Annotated in this window: 18 protein-coding genes; 17 read left to right on the forward strand and 1 reads right to left on the reverse strand. The window is 32.2% G+C overall.

From position 1 onward, the window contains the following. The first annotated feature begins 58 nt into the window (after positions 1-58). On the forward strand, positions 59-2,023 hold the full coding sequence (locus FFWV33_RS07810) for a polysaccharide biosynthesis protein (protein ID WP_108740381.1): 1,965 nt from the start codon (positions 59-61) through the stop codon (positions 2,021-2,023). A 136-nt stretch (positions 2,024-2,159) separates the two neighbouring features. Here FFWV33_RS07810 and FFWV33_RS07815 read toward each other — a convergent pair whose 3' ends face one another. Then, the gene (locus FFWV33_RS07815) at positions 2,160-2,897 is read right to left on the reverse strand and encodes a tyrosine-protein phosphatase (RefSeq protein ID WP_108740382.1); all 738 of its coding nucleotides are present in this window, start codon (positions 2,895-2,897) and stop codon (positions 2,160-2,162) included. A gap of 165 nt (positions 2,898-3,062) precedes the next feature. Between FFWV33_RS07815 and FFWV33_RS07820 the strand changes: the two genes are divergently transcribed. The 16 genes from FFWV33_RS07820 to FFWV33_RS07890 all read left to right on the forward strand — a co-directional run bounded on the left by FFWV33_RS07820 (position 3,063) and on the right by FFWV33_RS07890 (position 18,565). After that, a complete protein-coding gene (locus FFWV33_RS07820) occupies positions 3,063-3,932 on the forward strand; it encodes an ABC transporter permease (protein WP_108740383.1) in 870 nt (289 codons plus the stop codon). Positions 3,933-4,033: 101 nt separating this feature from the next. Continuing rightward, the gene (locus tag FFWV33_RS07825; RefSeq protein WP_108740384.1) at positions 4,034-5,296 is read left to right on the forward strand and encodes an ABC transporter ATP-binding protein; all 1,263 of its coding nucleotides are present in this window, start codon (positions 4,034-4,036) and stop codon (positions 5,294-5,296) included. A gap of 13 nt (positions 5,297-5,309) precedes the next feature. Next, the gene (locus FFWV33_RS07830; protein ID WP_170111543.1) at positions 5,310-6,089 is read left to right on the forward strand and encodes an FkbM family methyltransferase; all 780 of its coding nucleotides are present in this window, start codon (positions 5,310-5,312) and stop codon (positions 6,087-6,089) included. Further along, the gene (locus FFWV33_RS07835; protein WP_108740385.1) at positions 6,090-7,166 is read left to right on the forward strand and encodes a DegT/DnrJ/EryC1/StrS family aminotransferase; all 1,077 of its coding nucleotides are present in this window, start codon (positions 6,090-6,092) and stop codon (positions 7,164-7,166) included. After that, positions 7,160-7,807, forward strand: a complete 648-nt coding sequence (locus FFWV33_RS07840) for an acetyltransferase (RefSeq protein ID WP_108740386.1) — start codon at positions 7,160-7,162, stop codon at positions 7,805-7,807. Before FFWV33_RS07835 ends, FFWV33_RS07840 begins: the two co-directional genes overlap by 7 nt. Before the next feature lies 1 nt (position 7,808). Further along, positions 7,809-8,741, forward strand: a complete 933-nt coding sequence (locus FFWV33_RS07845) for a glycosyltransferase family 2 protein (RefSeq protein WP_108740387.1) — start codon at positions 7,809-7,811, stop codon at positions 8,739-8,741. After that, positions 8,738-9,763, forward strand: coding sequence for a glycosyltransferase (locus tag FFWV33_RS19300; protein ID WP_159085985.1), 1,026 nt, complete (start codon positions 8,738-8,740; stop codon positions 9,761-9,763). The genes FFWV33_RS07845 and FFWV33_RS19300 overlap by 4 nt, the downstream gene beginning before the upstream one ends. Further along, positions 9,760-10,539 (forward strand): glycosyltransferase family 2 protein, encoded by a 780-nt coding sequence (locus FFWV33_RS07850; RefSeq protein WP_159085986.1) that lies wholly within the window; start codon positions 9,760-9,762, stop codon positions 10,537-10,539. The genes FFWV33_RS19300 and FFWV33_RS07850 overlap by 4 nt, the downstream gene beginning before the upstream one ends. Positions 10,540-10,541: 2 nt before the next feature. After that, positions 10,542-11,531, forward strand: a complete 990-nt coding sequence (locus FFWV33_RS07855; RefSeq protein ID WP_108740389.1) for a glycosyltransferase family 2 protein — start codon at positions 10,542-10,544, stop codon at positions 11,529-11,531. 7 nt (positions 11,532-11,538) lie between these two features. Beyond that, positions 11,539-12,540: a hypothetical protein gene (locus tag FFWV33_RS07860; RefSeq protein WP_108740390.1), complete on the forward strand. Its 1,002-nt coding sequence runs from the start codon at positions 11,539-11,541 to the stop codon at positions 12,538-12,540. A gap of 159 nt (positions 12,541-12,699) precedes the next feature. Further along, positions 12,700-13,659 (forward strand): glycosyltransferase family 2 protein, encoded by a 960-nt coding sequence (locus FFWV33_RS07865; protein WP_159085987.1) that lies wholly within the window; start codon positions 12,700-12,702, stop codon positions 13,657-13,659. Between the two features lie 43 nt (positions 13,660-13,702). Continuing rightward, positions 13,703-14,482 (forward strand): glycosyltransferase family 2 protein, encoded by a 780-nt coding sequence (locus FFWV33_RS07870; protein ID WP_108740392.1) that lies wholly within the window; start codon positions 13,703-13,705, stop codon positions 14,480-14,482. Next, positions 14,483-15,349, forward strand: a complete 867-nt coding sequence (locus FFWV33_RS07875) for a glycosyltransferase family 2 protein (protein WP_108740393.1) — start codon at positions 14,483-14,485, stop codon at positions 15,347-15,349. Further along, entirely contained in the window at positions 15,346-16,125 is a 780-nt protein-coding gene (locus FFWV33_RS07880; protein ID WP_108740394.1) for a glycosyltransferase family 2 protein, read from the forward strand. The genes FFWV33_RS07875 and FFWV33_RS07880 overlap by 4 nt, the downstream gene beginning before the upstream one ends. A gap of 140 nt (positions 16,126-16,265) precedes the next feature. Further along, on the forward strand, positions 16,266-17,423 hold the full coding sequence (locus FFWV33_RS07885; protein WP_108740395.1) for a glycosyltransferase family 4 protein: 1,158 nt from the start codon (positions 16,266-16,268) through the stop codon (positions 17,421-17,423). Next, a complete protein-coding gene (locus FFWV33_RS07890; protein WP_108740396.1) occupies positions 17,420-18,565 on the forward strand; it encodes a glycosyltransferase in 1,146 nt (381 codons plus the stop codon). Before FFWV33_RS07885 ends, FFWV33_RS07890 begins: the two co-directional genes overlap by 4 nt.

The raw sequence follows: 18,565 nt of genomic DNA on the forward strand, positions 1-18,565 counted from the left end.
AAAAGTTTGCTGAAAATTGGTTAATTTTGGTCAGGTTTTAATGAAAAATTAGTAGTTAATGAAGAAATATTCAAGTTTAGAAAAAAAAGTAACTAAACTTAGTCAAAGGCTGAAATTTGATAATTTAAGTTATCTACCAAGGTGGATAATTGTAATTATCGATTTTGTGGTCTTGATTGGAGCGTTTTTTATGACCTTTCTTTTATTTAAAGGGATGGGGTTACGATATGTGCAGGTAGATTCAATTTTTTTATATTTTGGAACTTTCCTGACAGTAAACGTATTTTTCTTTTGGTTGTTTAGAACCTATTCAGGAATCATCAGGCATTCGTCATATATTGATGCCGTAAAATTACTATTTTCACAAACGTCCTTATTAATCGTCTTTTTGGCTTTTAACTATACGCATCTTTTGATTTATGGGTATAAGGCTTTTTTGAATACTTCTCTATTTATAAATGTAGTCATATCGTTTTGTGGCTTGTTTTTGTACCGTGTGGTTGTAAAACAGACATTCGAATTGTATTTCACAGTGCAGAGTAAAGACGCTTTGACAAAAGCTATCATTTATGGAGCTGATGCTAACGCAATATCGGTTGCTAATGCGCTTAAATTAGAATCACCTTTGCGTTTTAAAATTGTTGGTTTTATAGATAAGAACAAAGGTAATGGTACCAAGCGAATTTTAGATTTACCTATTTTCGCTCAGAAGAAAAAAATACCAACAGTAATGCGTAGCCAAGGAGCGCAAGGATTAATTATTGCTGACAAAAGTTTGTCAAAGCAAGAGCAAATGGCGATTGTTGATCAGTGTTTGGAGTACAACTTAAAAGTATTTACTGTTCCAGCAATTTCGGATTGGGAAAACCAAAAAGAAATTTCGAGAAAAGTGAAGAAAATACAAATTGAAGATTTACTGAATAGAAATCCGATTGTATTAGATAACAAATTGATTTCGAGTCAGCTTAAGGATAAAAATGTTTTAATTACAGGTGCGGCGGGTTCTATTGGTAGCGAAATTGCGCGTCAAGTGTTAGGTTTTTCTCCAAAGCGCTTGATTATTTTGGACCAAGCCGAGACACCGTTGCATAATTTGAATTTAGAAATTGAAGTTTTAAAACCAAAGTCTAAAATTAAATCGGTAATTGCTGATATTAGAAACAAAGATAGCATTACGGCTGTTTTTGAAAAATATAGTCCGCATGTAGTATTTCATGCCGCTGCGTACAAGCACGTTCCATTGATGGAGAGCAATCCAAATCAGGCAATCCAAACAAACGTAGAAGGAACTAAAAACTTAGCAGATCTTTCTTGTCAATTTGGAGTTCAGAAATTTGTTATGATTTCTACAGATAAGGCAGTTAACCCGAGTAACGTAATGGGAGCGAGTAAACGTATTGCAGAGAAATATGTGCAATCCTTACATTTGAAAAATCTAAGCTTGGGAGAAAGTACGACCAAATTTATTACCACTCGCTTTGGAAATGTTTTGGGTTCGAATGGATCTGTTGTACCACTTTTCACAAAACAAATTGCCGAAGGTGGTCCAATTACAGTAACGCATCGCGATATCATCCGATATTTTATGACTATTCCTGAAGCCTGCCAATTGGTATTAGAAGCAGGTGCAATGGGGAATGGTGGTGAAATCTACATTTTTGATATGGGTAAACCAGTTAAGATTATTGATTTGGCGTACAAAATGATAAAATTGGCTGGATTTATACCAGACAAAGATATCGAAGTCAAAGAAATTGGACTTCGTCCTGGTGAAAAGTTATATGAAGAGTTATTGAATGATACTTCCAAAACGTTGCCTACGTATCATGAGAAAATAATGATAGCTGAAGAAATTCAAGAGGAATATGAAGGATTACATTGTTCAATAAGCTCCTTGATCGAAATTTCAAAGACTTCAGATAAAGAAGATATTGTTCGAATGATGAAACAAATTGTTCCAGAATTCAAAAGTATGAATTCTGATTATGAGATGTTGGATGTGAAAAAGGCTGTTGATTGTTAGGGAGATAGATATCTTATATTTTTTAAAACATGAAAAATAAAATAAAAAAGTTTGTTGAGATTCGTTTCAATAAACTTTTTTATTTTAGATGAGTTTTTAGTAAAAGTGCAAAGCAAATGTACTTTTTATAAAAGTTCTAAAACGCAAAGAATTCGTTGTTTTTAATGATTTCTTTCAATGGATTCAAATCCTTTAATTGAACTTTGTCCTCAAAAGAAGCTACGTGTTTGGCGTGATGAACATCTGAACCTGCAAAATCATACAAACCCAATTGTAGCAGCTCCTCGGCTATTAACGCCACTTGCTTTCCGTAATATCCGGTAACAGAAAGTAGATTGAGCTGAAAACGACAACCCGCTTTTTTTAGTTTATGGTATTCTTGAATGGAGTTATGGTAAAATAAGTATCTCTCCGGATGAGCTAAAACAGGTATATACCCTGCCACTTGCAAGTCAAAAAGAATACTGTAAAGTTGAATTGGTGCATTGATGTACGACATTTCTACCAATACATAGTTATCCTTCAAAGTCAATAAATTGTTAGCTTGGACTAGCTGATTAAAATGATCGTCCATAAAATACTCAGTAGCAACTTTTAGCGGTACCTCGCAAGCGTGACTTTTCAGGTATTGCACTGTTTCCAAATGTTTTGCTTCAATTTGTTCACGAGTATTCTCCCATACATGTTGTATGATGTGCGGTGTAGTAATAAATTGTGAAAAACCAAGTTGTTTGAGCTGTTGAACTAAATCTAATGTTTCTTCAAATGTCTTAGATCCGTCATCGATACCTGGCAAGAGGTGAGAATGTATGTCAATAAAGTGATCCGGAATTAAATCCTTCAATGGTATTTTTTTTTTCGAAAAGAAAAGCATGGGGTCTTTTTTTAATTACTTTACAAAGTACGCTATTTTAAAGCAATACTTAAAGTTTTCTACTGTTATTCGAACTTAGAAATAAGTATATTTGTTCACAACATTAAAAATCGGACTCAAATTGAATTACAAAATACCCTTTAATTTGAGTAATTATACCAGTTAATGAATACAACAGAAAATAATACCACTGCCTGGTTATTTGAAATCAAGCCCAAAAGCAGTTTTTTTACTTTAAACCTAAAAGAAGTCTGGCAGTACCGTGATTTGCTGTATTTGTTTGTACGTCGTGATATTGTGACGATATACAAACAAACCATTCTTGGGCCACTTTGGTATTTGATTCAGCCGTTGTTTACCAGTGTAACTTTTACTATAGTCTTTAATAATTTGGCCGGAATAAGTACAGGTGAAGTTCCTCCTTTCTTGTTCAATTTGGCCAGTATTACAATTTGGAATTATTTTTCATCCTGTCTTACAGGAACTTCGAATACTTTTGCAAACAATGCTGGAATCTTTGGAAAGGTGTATTTTCCGAGAATGATTGCTCCTTTAACCGTTGTCATATCGAACCTAGTACGATTCTTAATTCAGGTGGCTATATTTTTTGGATTTTCGGCCTATTTTTATAGTGAAGGTGCTCAAATTTCATTCAACCAGTGGACCATTTTATTACCATTTGTAGTTGCGCTTATGGGAGTTTTGGGATTGGGATTAGGAATGATCATCTCATCAATGGTTACAAAATATCGTGATTTGAATTACTTAATTGGTTTTGGAATTCAACTCTTGATGTATGTTTCGGGTGTATTCTATCCCATGAGTTTAATTCAATCTAAAATGCCAGAGTACGCATGGATAATACAATACAATCCTGTGGCATATATCATCGAAACGTCGCGCTATATGTTAATGAGTGTTGGTGAATTGCCACTTTACGGAATGTTGTATACAACCGTTTTGACGTTTATCATATTTATAGTAGGCGTACTTTTATTCAATAGAACAGAAAAGAGTTTTATAGATACTATATAATTTTATAGTAAGACAAAAGAGTTTATTTGCTCTGTTGGTGCACTATTATAAACCAGATTTTTTTAAAATATAAAGCTCTAATACGTGAGCGCATTATAAGCATGAAGGACGTTATATTAAAGGTCGAAAATATTTCAAAACAGTATCGGTTGGGTCTTGTGGGTACAGGTACCTTGATGCATGATATCAATCGATGGTGGTATAAAATCAGAGGAAAAGAAGATCCATATCTAAAAATAGGAGAGACTAATGATCGTGCAACCAAAGGGCAAAGTGATTATGTATGGGCTCTGAAAGATATCAATTTTGAAATAGAACGAGGAGAAGTTGTTGGAATCATTGGAAAAAATGGTGCTGGAAAATCTACTCTTTTAAAATTGTTATCACGTGTTACAGCACCCACAACCGGAAGTGTGAAATTTGGAGGGAGAGTAGCCTCTTTACTTGAAGTTGGTACGGGTTTTAATGGCGAAATGACAGGTAAGGAGAATATCTATCTTAACGGTGCCATTCTTGGAATGACAAAAAAAGAAATCACCTCAAAGCTTGACGAAATTATTGAATTCTCGGGCTGCGAGCGTTACATAGATACACCTGTAAAGCGATACAGTAGCGGAATGTACGTACGATTGGCTTTTGCAGTAGCGGCTTTTTTGGAACCTGAAATTCTAATTGTAGATGAGGTTTTGGCAGTAGGTGATGCTGAATTTCAAAAGAAAGCTATTGGAAAGATGCAGGATATATCAAAGAAAGGTGGAAGGACTGTGCTGTTTGTTAGTCATAATATGGCGGCGGTGAAAAGTTTTTGTACTCGTGGAATCGTAATGGAACAAGGTCAAGTGGTATACGATGGCAGTATTGTTAGTGCCGTTTCTAATTATTTGAGTGGTGAATCAGAAAGTTTAAATCATAAGAAATTTGGACCAGATTATGATTTTGAATATTTTAAATTACATGAAATTTTTATAAATCCAAAATCAAGAACAGCTGATGATGCATTAGATGAAGATCATGAAATTGAAATTAACACAAAGATTTTTATTAAAAAAAATGCTGAAAGATTGCATTTGACCTATGTTCTTAAAGGTGATGACGGAAGTGCCTTATTTACTTTTTCAAATGTTAGTTCAAATTTAAAGCTAATAAATGGAGAGAATAATCTAAAATGTATTTTTCCAAAGGGATTTTTGAATATTGGAAATTATTTCATGGATTTCTTTCTTATTGAAGATTCTAAGAGATCATTATTTAGTGAATCCGATATCATGAGTTTTACAGTTCAAGAAGGATTTAGAGAGATTGGTTCATGGCTAGGCAAAGAACCTGGATTTATAAAACCTATTTTCAAATGGGAAGAAATTTAATATTTTAATTATTGTGAAGACATTATTAAAGAGAGTTTTACTTCAATTGGTTAATCCAGTAGCTTTAAAATTGGGTTATGTGAGAGTTAACAAAAAACACGGGCTTAATTTTGATGATTTTAATAAAAATAACTTATTAAACATCTTTTTTAGTAATCTAAAAAAGATGGGTTTTGAGCCAAAGCATATTGTTGATATTGGTGCAAATCACGGTACTTGGACAAGAGAAGTTTTAACTCATTTTCCAGAAGCTTATTACACTTTGTTGGAGCCTCAAAGTTGGTTGAAAAAGTCTTTTAATGATTTGCTTGAAAGTAATTCCAAAATACAATTTTATCCAGTAGGTGCAGGTGCGGAAAAAGGTTCATTTCAGTTTACGATTGTAGATAGAGATGATAGCTGTTCCTTTAGATATACTCCAGATGAAGCTAAAGAGGCTGGATTTGAACAAATAGAAATTCCTGTAGTCACTTTGGATGGGTTGTTGCAGGAAAGTAAATTACCTATTCCTGATATTATAAAAATTGATGCAGAAGGATTGGACATTGAAGTTTTGAAAGGAGCAAGTAATTACTTTGGAAAAACAGAAATATTTATGGTCGAAGCAGGTGTTTTTATGACCGAATTTGACAATAGCATTCTTAAAATGATTAATTTCATGGAAGAGAAAGATTATCGTCTGTTTGAAATTACAGATATGAACAGACCTTTTAAGCCACAAGTTTTATGGTTGGTTGAATTAGTTTTTATTAAAAAAAATGGGATCATTGATTCTTATAAAATTAGTTATTAAATGATCAATGTAACCAAAACTTTTTTACCACCAATTGAGGAATATACAAGACAGGTTCAACGTGCTTGGAACAATCAGTGGCTCACTAATCGAGGAGAATTGGTTTTGGAATTAGAAGAAAAATTAAATAAATATTTAGAAACCAATAATGTACTTGCTGTAAATAATGGTACATTGCCTCTGCAAATTGCTTTAAAATTACTTGCAAAAGGTGGTGAGGTCATCACAACACCGTTTTCTTATGTGGCAACTACGGCAGCGATAGTCTGGGAAAATTGTACACCCGTTTTTGTAGATATTCACCCCGACTATTTGACTATCGATGAAGCTAAAATTGAAGCAGCCATTACAAATAAAACAACCGCTATATTAGCAACACACGTTTTTGGCAACCCTTGTAATATAGAGGTTCTAGAAAGCATTGCTAAAAAGCACAATCTAGCCGTAATTTATGATGCCGCTCATTGTTTTGGTGTTACCTACAATAATAAATCAATATTCGAATATGGAGACATAAGCACTTGTAGTTTTCATGCGACAAAATTATTTCATACGGGAGAAGGAGGTGCAATTTTTACAAATAAAGTTTCATTGCAACAAAAAGTGTTTTACAGTCATAATTTTGGTCACAATGGACAGCTAGATTTTTCTGGAGTAGGCATAAACGGGAAAATGTCCGAACTACAAGCTGCAATGGGATTGGCCATTTTACCTTACATGGATAGTGTTATAAGTGAAAGAAAAATAGTTGTAGATTTTTATAATAAAACTTTAAATTTTTCAAAATTAAAAACTATTAGAATTAGAGTGAACACGAACTGGAATTATAGTTACTATCCCATACTATTTGAATCGGAAAGGATATTGTTAGAGGTGCAAAACGAATTAAATAAATCTGAAATATATCCAAGACGCTATTTTTATCCTTCATTAAACACTATTGAATATACTAAGGGTGCTAAGATGCCTGTTTCTGAAAATGTTGCTTCAAAGATTTTGTGCTTGCCTTTGTATGTTGGCCTGTCCCAATCAGAATTAAATAAAATCGTAACTATTATAAATGAAACGCTATGCTAATTGTAGGAGCTAAAGGATTTGCGAAGGAAGTTTTAGAAGTATTGTATCAAAACAATCAAACAGAAAATGTTGTTTTTTATGACGATGTTAATGATGATGCACCCGAATTTTTATATGATAAATTTAGAGTCCTCAAAAATACAATAGATGTTTGTGCATACTTTGAGAGTGTGGACAATCAATTTACTATTGGTATAGGTAATCCCAAGTTAAGAAAAATTTTAGTTACCAAATTTGAAAAATTAGGAGGTGTATTTACAAGTACAATAAGTCCTAAAGCAAGTATCGGCAATTTTGGGAACAAGATCAAGCCTGGGTGCAATATTATGACAGGAACTATAATTACAAATGATATTACAATTGGTGAAGGCGTAATTCTAAATTTGAACAGCACTATTGGTCATGATAGCAGTATTGGTGATTATGTTGAGGTTTCTCCGGGAGTTAATATCTCGGGTAATTGTACTATTGGTAATTTTAGTATTTTAGGTACAAATGCAACTGTTTTACCCAAAATAGTTATTGGTCAAAACGTTATCATTGGGGCAGGCTCTGTTGTTACGAAAGATATACCTGATAATTCGATGGCTGTTGGCATCCCTGCAAAAATTATAAAAGCCTTAGATCCAATAGAACTATAAAATGAAACAGCCACCAATTGTAAGCGTTGTAATGATTACCTACGGACATGAGCAGTTTATCGAACAAGCAATAAATAGTGTTTTAATGCAAGAGTGCGATTTTGAAATCGAACTAATACTTGCAAATGACTGTTCTCCTGATCAAACGGATGTTGTCATTCAAAAAATAATTCAAACACATCCAAAAGCTTCAATCATTAGTTATTACAAACAGGAAGTTAATATGGGCATGATGCCAAATTTTATCTTTGCATTGCAAAAGGCAGAAGGAAAGTATATTGCTCTTTGCGATGGTGATGATTATTGGACAGATAAGTTTAAATTACAAAAGCAGGTAGATTTTTTAAATAGTAATCTAGATTATGTGTTGTGTTTTCATTCAGTAGCTATCTTAAAAAATGACGGTAGTATGGTCGAAGATTTTATTACATCGCTACCACCAGAGTATGAAACAATTGATACGTTAGCAAAACTGGGGAATTATATTCATACACCTTCGGTAGTTTACAGAAATGTTTTGGAAGAAACCCCTCCTGAGTTTGAATTATCTCCAATTGGAGACTACTTTCTTTATATGATGTTGGCAGAGCACGGGAAATTGAAGTTTTTGCAAGATCAAATGTCGACCTATCGCTATGGGGTTGGTTTGTTTTCAGGAACAACTCATTCAATTCGACTGCAGAAAGAAGTGATAATGTTAGCCTGTTTATTATCTTATTTAAAAGTTGGTGATTTTAAAAAGATACTATTGGATAGATATATTCTGTTAGTTGACGAATTTAAAAAAAGTATTGAAGACAAAAATAAAGAAAACCTACCCATAAGACCGTTTTTACAGAGAGCAATAGAGTATGTAAAGGGTAATTATAAAGATCCGGGTAAGATTTTAAATAAAGTGTGTTTTAAGGTTTTAAATAAAGTATGGACAAAATGAAATTAGCCTTTACAATTTGCTCAAACAATTATTTAGCACAAGCAAAAATATTAGGGGATTCTTTGCTTAAACATAATCCTGATTATAAAATGATAATAGGATTATGCGATAAAAAAAGTGACGACATCGATTATGATTTTTTTGAGCATATAGAAATTGTTGCGGTTGAAGAAATTAATATTCCTAATTTTGATGAGATTATAAAAAAGTATGATATTGTTGAATTAAATACTTCTATCAAACCATCTTTTTTTAAATATTTTATAGGCAAATATAAAGATCTTGAATCCATAGTATATTTAGATCCAGATATACAGGTTTTTAATAAATTAGACAGGTTAAATACTTATTTGGTTGCGAATGATATTTTACTCACTCCTCATATTTTAAAACCGATCAGCGTAGATGACATGATGCCCTCAGAAAGTTTGTTTTTGAATTACGGCATCTATAATCTAGGTTTCTTGGCATTGAATCCACATTGTGATAATGTATTGCGGTTTTTAAATTGGTGGGAACAGAGAACCTTGACAATTGGTTATGATCGAGTTTGTGATGGACTCTTTGTGGATCAATTATGGATTAATTTTGTGCCACTTTTTTTTGATAAAGTTAAGATTTTAAGTGATTTAGGACTTAATGCTGCGCCATGGAATTTACATGAAAGACCGATGAAATTAAGTTCCAATTCTAACTTTTTGATGGAGGATAAAACCAATTTATATCTATATCATTTTAGTTCCTATAATTACAAATTGCCACAGCAGTTTTCTAAATATTACAACAGGTTTAAAAACATAGAAGAAGAAGATTGGTTGCTAAATCTATATGGGCAATACCATGAAAAACTACTCCAAAATCAAGTTGAAGTTTTTTCAATAGTTAAATGTTATTATCAGAAAGAAGTTCCTATTCCTATAAAAGTGGAGAAGAAGAAAAGGAAATTGAAATTTTCGGATTTTATACCGCCAGTAATACCCTATTTAGTAAAGAAAATGATAGGCAAAAGTACTTGTTTATGAAAAAACTATCCATTATAACTATCAATTACAATAACCTCAAGGGATTAAAAAGAACTGTCGAAAGTGTTGTCAATCAAACTTGGCAAGAGTTTGAATACATTGTTATTGATGGCGGGTCAACAGATGGTAGTGCATCTTATTTAGAAAATCATTCATCTAATTTTGATTATTGGATCAGTGACTCAGATACAGGTATTTATAACGCCATGAACAAAGGGATTCAAAAAGCTAAGGGAGAGTATTTGCTGTTCTTGAACAGTGGGGATCATCTTTATGGTAATGAAGCGTTACAAAAAACAATATCGGAAGTATGTGATTATGATCTCGTATATTTTGATATCCAAGTTATTGATCAAGAAAAAACTTCAATTTTAGAAAATCCGTCTACATTTTCTTTTGAATATTTGCATAATAATTTGCCTTGTCATCAGAGTTTGTTTGTAAAGAAAAGTGCTTTTGGAGTGGTGGGATTATATGATGAAGAATTAATAATAGTAGCCGACTGGAAATGGTTCATTCAAGCTATCTTAAAATACAATCTCAGTTATAAAAAACGGGCAGGTTTTTTTTCTGTTTTTTATAAGGACGGAATTAGTTCTATAGATGTAAATACGGCGCTAATTCAAAAAGAAAGAACGCTCGTTTTAGAAAAGGATTTTCCGATATTAATGAATGATTTAAAACACCAATATTATTTAGAACGAGTGATTAGGAACCTTAGAAAATCAAGAAAAATAAAATGGTTGTTGAAATTGGGTTTACTAGATAAATTTTAAATATGGAAAAAAAATTATCTGTAATAATACCAGTTTACAATGCTGAACAATTTATTGAAAAATCAATTCGTTCGGCACTAGATCAACCAGAAGTTACTGAGGTAATTGTGGTCAATGATGGCAGCACAGATGGTACACAAGCCATTCTAACCTGGATGCAAAATGAAAACCCAAAAGTAAAAGTTTTTCAACATCCTAATTATGAAAATAAAGGACGATCAGCGACTAGAAATCTAGGATTACAAAATGCTACTGCAAACTATATCGCTTTTTTGGATGCTGATGATTATTATTTGCCAAATCGGTTTACCAATGATTTTAAAGTTTTTCAAACAAATGATCAGATTGATGGTGTCTATAATGCCGTGGGATTACGGTTCTACAACACAGTATCTCATGAGCTAAGAAATGAAATGAAGCGCCAATTTACGCTTACAAAAAAAATTGAAGCTAAAAATCTATTTTGTGCGCTGCTAAAAGGTACCTATGGTTATTTTCATATTAGTGGTCTTACTTTAAAAAGAGAAGTTTTCGAAGTAATTGGAGCATTTAACACTAAACTCGTTGTTTCAGAAGATTCCGATATTTTTTTACGTCTAGCACTCAAATGTACTTTAGTAGCATCAAATATAAATGATTCAGTAGCTATGCGTGGTATTCATAGTAACAATGTATTTTACAGAAGAGATTTGTATGATGAAAATGATCTTTATTTTTACGAGTCAATGTACGAATGGAGTTCTAAAAATAAGATTAATTTAAATACGGTAGAAAAATTTTTGGAAAGAATTTGGATTTTAAAATATAGAAAAAAAGAAAAAAAACATAAGTATTTGATTTATTGGTTTCGGCTAAATTTGAAAGCACCAAAATTTTTATTTAGCTATCTTAGTGTTAAATATTTTCCTTTAACAAGATTTTTTAAGAAGAAATTATATATGGTTAAAAGTAAAATTAATTATCTACTATTAAACTCTTTAAATAATAAATAGAAATATAATGAAAGAAAGAAAATGTATTTTATTCTGCCATTATGGTTATTCCGAATATTTAATATATACTCTAAAACAAGTTAAATTAACTAATCCAGACTGTAGAATCATTTTGCTTGGAGATAAAGACAACAGAAAGATAGCAATCAAAGCAAATGTAGAGCATTTCTTTTTTAAGGATTACGAAAAAAGTGACGAACTTTTAGAATTTGAAAAAATTTATCATCATGTAGCCGGTGTAAAACATAATAAGGAGTTTTGGACAAAATTTGTTTTTAAAAGGTGGTTCTACATACATAATTTTATAAAAGAGAATAGTATTGATTCATTTTGGCATTTCGACTCTGATAATATGATTTTAGCAAATCTAGAATTTCAGGAATGCAAGTTTAAAGAATTTGATTGTACTGAACAATGTAGTGGTATCTGTTTGAATGGATATGTTTCTTCTTTTAATATTGTAGATGGATACGTAAAAAAAATCAACTATTTATTTGGAGATAAAGATTATTTAAATAAACAGAGAATTGATTTTGTATCAAATCCAGATTTTGCTTTCACTGAAATGAGAGCTTATATAGCCTTCAAAGAGCAAGAGGGTATAAAAAGTATTAGACTCAATAAAATTATAGATAATGAGTCATTTGACGATTGTATTTGTCATGCGCAAGGATATGACGTTTATGATAGACAGTTAGGAGGACGACTATTAAAAAAAATATATGTTGATAATTTTGGTAATTTTTACTGCTTTCATATAAAAAGTTCAAATTATATAAAAATGAACAGTCTTAATCTTAGTTGGGTACCTACTAGATTATTTAAATTAGTATTTCAAGAGTCTAACAAGATTCATAAAAAAGAGAGTACGCTCAATTTTAAGGAATATAAATTATTAGATATATTTCAAACAAAAAGTTTTAGGTCAAGAGTTTTAAAATTCACACCAGAAATTGTTAAAAAATTCATCAGAGGAATTCTTAACAAAAATCAGAGAACTTATTTATAGAATTTAAATATAATTATGAACACTTTTAAATTGTTTTGCTAGAATTAATTAATAGATTACACGAATAAATATATGTTGTGATTATATTTTTATTAAGAAGCTTTTTTCTTTCTTTAGATGGTAACAACTCAAGTTATTTCACTAATTAGATTTTTTTCAATGAATTTTACTGTTTCGGTCATAATTCCAGCATACAATGTAGAAACTTTTATAGCTACAGCAGTACAATCGGCCGTTATACAGCCAGAAGTTACTGAGGTAATTGTTGTTGATGACGGAAGTACAGATTCGACCAAAATAATTGTGACTGAACTGCAGCAAGGAAATCCGAAAATAAAGATTTTTCAACATGAAGGAGGAAAAAATAAAGGACGCTCTGCAACAAGAAACCTTGGCATTGCTAAGGCGCAATCCAATTATATTGCTTTTTTAGATGCAGACGATTATTATGTTGCGAATAGATTTACACACGATAAAAAGGTTTTTGCCAAAAATTTAGATTGTGATGGTGTTTACAATGCGGTAGGTTTTCACTTTTATAGAGATGCTAATGCAAATGAGTTAAAAAAGCTAAAGTTAAGTACGATTTCTAAAATTCTTGACCCCAAAGATTTTTTTGAAGCAATTGTAGCCAGCAAATATGGCTATTTACATTTAAACGGCATCGTTGTAAAAAAGACAGTTTTTGACGTTATTGGAGTATTGAATGAGAGTCTAGTCGTGGCTGAAGATTCGGAAATAATATTTAAAATGGCTTTGAAGTGCCAAATGTATCCTAGTGTACTTGATGAACCCGTCGCGAAACGAGGGATACATGATGCAAACATTTTTACCGCGGAAGCATTGTATAAAATTTACAATATCAAATTGTATGAAGAATTACTTTATTGGAGTTATCGCAATGCAATCTCAGTGAAAAATAAAGATCTTTTATTGAAGTGGTTATGGTTTTTTAAGTTTAGAGATGGTAGATCATTGCTAAATCACATCGGTTATTGGGGAAGATTGGGTTATAAATCCCCTCAATTTTTTCTATCAAGCTTGGGAATAAAGTATTTTCCAATAGTAAGATTAAGAAAAAATATTTTCTCATTTTTGTACTCTAACAAAACAACATAAACTGTGTTGCCTAGCACTATAATTTTATTCGTGTAAATTTTTCATGTCAAAACTTTCCATCATAACAATCAATTTCAACAATCGTGTTGGCTTGCAAAAAACACTACAAAGTGTCTTTGAGCAAAGTTGGCAAGATTTTGAGCACATCATAATTGATGGAGGATCAACAGATGGTAGTGTAGCGTTGATGCGAGAAAATCAAGATAAATTTTCGTATTCGGTTAGCGAACCAGATCGTGGCGTGTACAACGCTATGAACAAAGGGATCGCTGCTGCAAAGGGAGAATATTTACTATTTTTAAATAGTGGCGACCATTTTTATAGTAATAATGTGTTGAAGAAAAATCATCAACATCTAGCAAATGAGGATATTATTTATTTTGAATTAGAAGTTATTGGGCAAAAAAAGAAGTTTATTAAACAGTATCCCGATAAATTGTCATTTGCCTATTTTTTAAAAGATTCATTACCACATCCAGCCACTTTTATTAAAGCAAAAACTTTAAAAAACTACGGCAGTTATGATGAAGAACTGAGGGTAATTGCAGATTGGAAATTTTTCATCGACAGCATCTGTAAAAATAATGTGAGTTATAGGAAAGTAAACAATACCTTGTCTACTTTTTATCTGGATGGAATGAGCTCAAAGCCAGCGAAGCGGAATTTGATCGTTATGGAGAGAAATACTATTTTAGAATCAGAATATCCAGCTTTTGTAAAAGATATAGAGGATATCGTGCACCACCGTGATAGTATACAGAGTCTCAAAAACTCAAGAATAATACAACTTTTGATACGATTTGGTTTTTTAAATAAATTTTAAATGCAGACTCCTTTAATTTCGATTATAGTCCCTTGTTACAAACAAGCTCATTTTCTTAACGAAGCTCTACAATCGGTTATAAATCAAACGTACAGCAGTTGGGAATGCATCATTGTGAATGATGGCAGCCCCGACGATACTGAGGAAGTTGCAGTAAGATGGTTAGAAAAAGACGAACGTTTTGTGTATGTACACAAAAAAAACGGAGGTTTATCTAGTGCTCGGAACGCTGGAATAAAAAAATCTAGAGGTGTTTATATATTACCCTTGGATGCTGACGATTTGCTTGCGGCAACTTATTTAGAAAAACAAGTCGCCGTTTTAGAGCGCAATACGTCTTTGGGGATTGTAACGTCTTACAGCAATTTTTTTTATAAAGAAAAAAACAATATTATCTACCAGTTAAAGCCAATTGGAGATAATGTAATTTCATTGTTGTTTGTCAATCAATTGGTAGCGACTTCGTTATACAGGAAGGAATGTTGGACTGCTGTATCTGGTTATGATGAAACAATGAAAAAAGGATTTGAAGATTGGGATTTTTGGATCAGCATTACCAAACTTGGGTGGACTTACAGTATCACAAGAGAATTTTTGTTTTACTACCGCAAAGCCCAACAGTCCATGCTGGCAAACACAATCGAACATCATTCAGACGAAGTAAAACGGTATATTTTTACGAAGCACAAAGAATTGTATATTCAGAATTTCGATAATTGCATGGAGGTACTCTTTTTTGAAATGGAGGTACAACGCAAAGGTCACAACAAATTTAAAAATTCACTTGAATATAAAATTGGTAAACTAATTTTAAAGCCTTATCGTTGGGTTTCTCAATTTTTTTCAAGTCCCAAAAAAGAGCTATGATCTCAGTCGTTATTCGAAATAAAAATCAAGCACCTGCACTATCTTTTTTATTAAAGGTACTTACGGAACGGTACAGTTCATCAATCAATGAAATTATTGTGATTGATAATTGCTCTGTAGACGACAGTGAAAAAGTCGCCAAGAATTTTGGTGCTCGATGGGTTACGATAAAAGAGTTTAGTTATGGTGCTAGCGCCAATCTAGCGGCTCAAGAGGCAGTTGGTCCTGTAGTGGTGATTTTTAGTGCTCATTCCTACCCCGTGAGTCATGATTTTTTTGGTTTAATTCAACAAAAGTTTGATTCTAATCCCAATTTGGCAGGTTTACGTTGTTTGCACAGCAGTAATGATTATCGAAATTACAGCAATGGCATAACTGCCAAAATGGATCCCAACAAATCGGGATTGATATTTTCGGGCTCTGCATTCAATAAAAAAGTTTGGGAACAACATCCTTTTCGAAATGATGTTGCTACTTTCGAGGACAAAGAATGGAGTAAAAGAGTTTTGGAGAAGGGATATGATATCGAATTTGTTCCATCTATTTTTCATTATGAAATTACACGAACAGCCAAACAAAACTTCTTTCGATATAAAAATGATGTGGTTGGCAATTACCAACTGTGGCATCATGATGTGAGTTTCGGGCAAGCAGTTAGAGGTTTTTTTGGTAGTACATTTACTTCTCTTAATAATTTTGTAATTGAACTCTGCTACCACCTCAAAAGGTTTTTGTTTCTAATAAAATTCATCAATAATAAGCCAGAGAAGTTTTGAGCACCATGAAGGATCCAAACCACAATGTTTTTCATTTTTTAAGATTTCTGTGCGCAAAAAAAGTATTTAATAAGAGAAGATTAACTAAGTTTTACCAAACTGACGAGGCAATTAATAATGCTGAAAGAAAATAATTACTTATGAAATTAAATGTTTTAATTTTTGGATTTTTTGGACAGTTTGGAGGAAGAGAAATAGAAGTTAGAAACCTTATTGTAGCATTATCTGAAAAATACAATGTTAGAGTAATTTCCATGGGACACATGTCAAATGATTCAGTGGCAATTAAGAATTTGAATTGTGTTTCTACCTCTATTTTTAAAGAGTTGTACCGTTCTAGTTTGGGTTTAAGAATAACAAGTTTTTTTAGCAAAATGCACAATTCTTCAAAATTGCCCACCTATTTTTTTATCGAAAACACTATTAGTAAAAAGTTATTCTCTTTTTATGATAAGAAATCATTTCTTTTAGAAAGTGAAATAAAAAAAACGGATATTGTTCTTTATTGTGGGGTTTTAGAATCTACCTTTTTGGGAGATATGATCGAATATTGTAATGAAACTAGGAAACCGATTATTTTGAGAACAACTGGTACGGTTGCCACGATAAATAATAAAATTGGTAAGCTTTTGCCTAAAGTTGTTTCTGTTATAGCTCATTCCAAAAGCAATACTAGAGCGCTGCTCAATTTTACAAACAATAATATTGATATTGTTGATCAAACTACCCTAGTTGAAAATAAGCTTTTACATATTTCCATACTCAAAAAAGAAAAATTGACTTTTGGTTATTTGGGAAGATTTTCACGGGAAAAAGGGATTGTAGAATTGTTAAGGATATTTAGTAAACTAGATGCTAAACTTTTTATCGCAGGTTCGGGACCTTTATTAGAAGAAGTCGAAAATGAGATGACTTATAATTGTAGTTTTTTAGGTGAAATCGAACCTGAAAACTTAGCTGCTTTCTTTAGTGAAATAGATGTTTTAATTATTCCGTCGCATGAAGAAGCAGGACCTTTAGTCGGCATTGAAGCGATGGCGGCAGGAAAAATAATTTTTTCGACAAAAGTAGGGGCAATGGAAGAAAGGTTAAAAGGCACAAAGAATAATTTTTGGTTTGATATTAGTTCTGAAAGTAGTTTTTTAGCATTAGTAGCGCGTCTTCATAATATGAATTCTGATGAGATTGTAGCGATTCAACAAGCTAATAGAAAGCGGTATTTAGAAAAGTATTCGATAGAAAATATTTCGAATCAATATTTGGAGATTTTTGAAAAAGCAAAAGATAGCAATTCATGAAAATTCTTCTAGTCTCAATATCAAACCATCATTTTTTTCAATGGGCCAATCAGCTAAAAGATTGTGGTCATGAAGTCTATTGGTTTGATGTTATGGATGGAGGGCCCAGATCAGAAAAAATTCAATGGGTGAACCAAATCAAAGGTTGGAAGATGCGATGGGATTTTCCGTTGAGGCAAACCATAAAAGCGATATCTCCAAAATGCTACCGTTTTATTCAGAATTTGAATGAACGAAATACAGTAACCGTTTTTGAAAAAATAATCAAAACGATACAACCCGATTTAGTGCATTGTTTTGAAATGAATTTGTCGGGTTTGCCTATTTTATCTGTAATGCAGAATCATAAAAAGATAAAATTTACCTATTCTTCATGGGGTAGCGATATGTATTATTTTAAAGAACATGGTGTCACTGTTGTTAAAGTACAGAAATTTTTACAAAGAGTCGATTATTTAATTACAGATTGCCATCGCGATTATCGCATTGCGGTTGCTAATGGCTATACCAATAAGTTTCTAGGGGTTTACCCCGGAAATGGAGGAATTGATTATACAACCGATAATATACAACCAATTGCCAATCGTAAATTTATTTTAATAAAAGGGTACGAAAGTTTTGGTTGTAAAGCTTCCAAAATAGTTGACGCATTGCAATTGTTGCCAATAGCTTCATTTGAAAATTTTGAAATTATTATATACAGCGCTGATGCTGCAATTATAGAAAAAGTTAATTCAGCGCCGTTTTTCAAAAAATGTAAACATCAAATAATTGCAAGAACTACTTTTGTGGACAATAAAAAAATGCTGAAAATGATGGGAATGGCAAGTATTCATGTTTCGAATAATATTTCAGACGGTATGCCCAATACGCTGTTGGAAAGTGTGGGTATGGGAGCGTTTCCTGTTCAGTCAAACCCAGGGAACGCATCAGCTGAAGTGATTACTCATGGTATAAATGGTTATTTGATAACTGATCCTTTAGACGAAAATGAAATAGCTACTTGGATTGAAAAAGCAATTTCTAATGTCAACTTAAGAACTCAAGCCCAAGAAATAAATATAAAACTAGCGCAGCGCAATTATACCCGTGCTATTTTGAAAACTAAGATTAGCCAACTCTATCAAGAAATTTTTTTATAA

Origin of the sequence: Flavobacterium faecale (assembly GCF_003076455.1) — a bacterium.
GTDB lineage: Bacteria > Bacteroidota > Bacteroidia > Flavobacteriales > Flavobacteriaceae > Flavobacterium > Flavobacterium faecale.

Coding starts and splice junctions, on each gene's coding strand:
- FFWV33_RS07860 (WP_108740390.1), top strand. CDS start 11,539: ATGAAAGAAAGAAAATGTATTTTATTCTGCCATTATGGTTATTCCGAA.
- FFWV33_RS19300 (WP_159085985.1), top strand. CDS start 8,738: ATGAAATTAGCCTTTACAATTTGCTCAAACAATTATTTAGCACAAGCA.
- FFWV33_RS07810 (WP_108740381.1), top strand. CDS start 59: ATGAAGAAATATTCAAGTTTAGAAAAAAAAGTAACTAAACTTAGTCAA.
- FFWV33_RS07845 (WP_108740387.1), top strand. CDS start 7,809: ATGAAACAGCCACCAATTGTAAGCGTTGTAATGATTACCTACGGACAT.
- FFWV33_RS07870 (WP_108740392.1), top strand. CDS start 13,703: ATGTCAAAACTTTCCATCATAACAATCAATTTCAACAATCGTGTTGGC.
- FFWV33_RS07855 (WP_108740389.1), top strand. CDS start 10,542: ATGGAAAAAAAATTATCTGTAATAATACCAGTTTACAATGCTGAACAA.
- FFWV33_RS07875 (WP_108740393.1), top strand. CDS start 14,483: ATGCAGACTCCTTTAATTTCGATTATAGTCCCTTGTTACAAACAAGCT.
- FFWV33_RS07820 (WP_108740383.1), top strand. CDS start 3,063: ATGAATACAACAGAAAATAATACCACTGCCTGGTTATTTGAAATCAAG.
- FFWV33_RS07835 (WP_108740385.1), top strand. CDS start 6,090: ATGATCAATGTAACCAAAACTTTTTTACCACCAATTGAGGAATATACA.
- FFWV33_RS07840 (WP_108740386.1), top strand. CDS start 7,160: ATGCTAATTGTAGGAGCTAAAGGATTTGCGAAGGAAGTTTTAGAAGTA.
- FFWV33_RS07865 (WP_159085987.1), top strand. CDS start 12,700: ATGAATTTTACTGTTTCGGTCATAATTCCAGCATACAATGTAGAAACT.
- FFWV33_RS07815 (WP_108740382.1), bottom strand. CDS start 2,897: ATGCTTTTCTTTTCGAAAAAAAAAATACCATTGAAGGATTTAATTCCG.
- FFWV33_RS07880 (WP_108740394.1), top strand. CDS start 15,346: ATGATCTCAGTCGTTATTCGAAATAAAAATCAAGCACCTGCACTATCT.
- FFWV33_RS07885 (WP_108740395.1), top strand. CDS start 16,266: ATGAAATTAAATGTTTTAATTTTTGGATTTTTTGGACAGTTTGGAGGA.
- FFWV33_RS07850 (WP_159085986.1), top strand. CDS start 9,760: ATGAAAAAACTATCCATTATAACTATCAATTACAATAACCTCAAGGGA.
- FFWV33_RS07825 (WP_108740384.1), top strand. CDS start 4,034: ATGAAGGACGTTATATTAAAGGTCGAAAATATTTCAAAACAGTATCGG.
- FFWV33_RS07890 (WP_108740396.1), top strand. CDS start 17,420: ATGAAAATTCTTCTAGTCTCAATATCAAACCATCATTTTTTTCAATGG.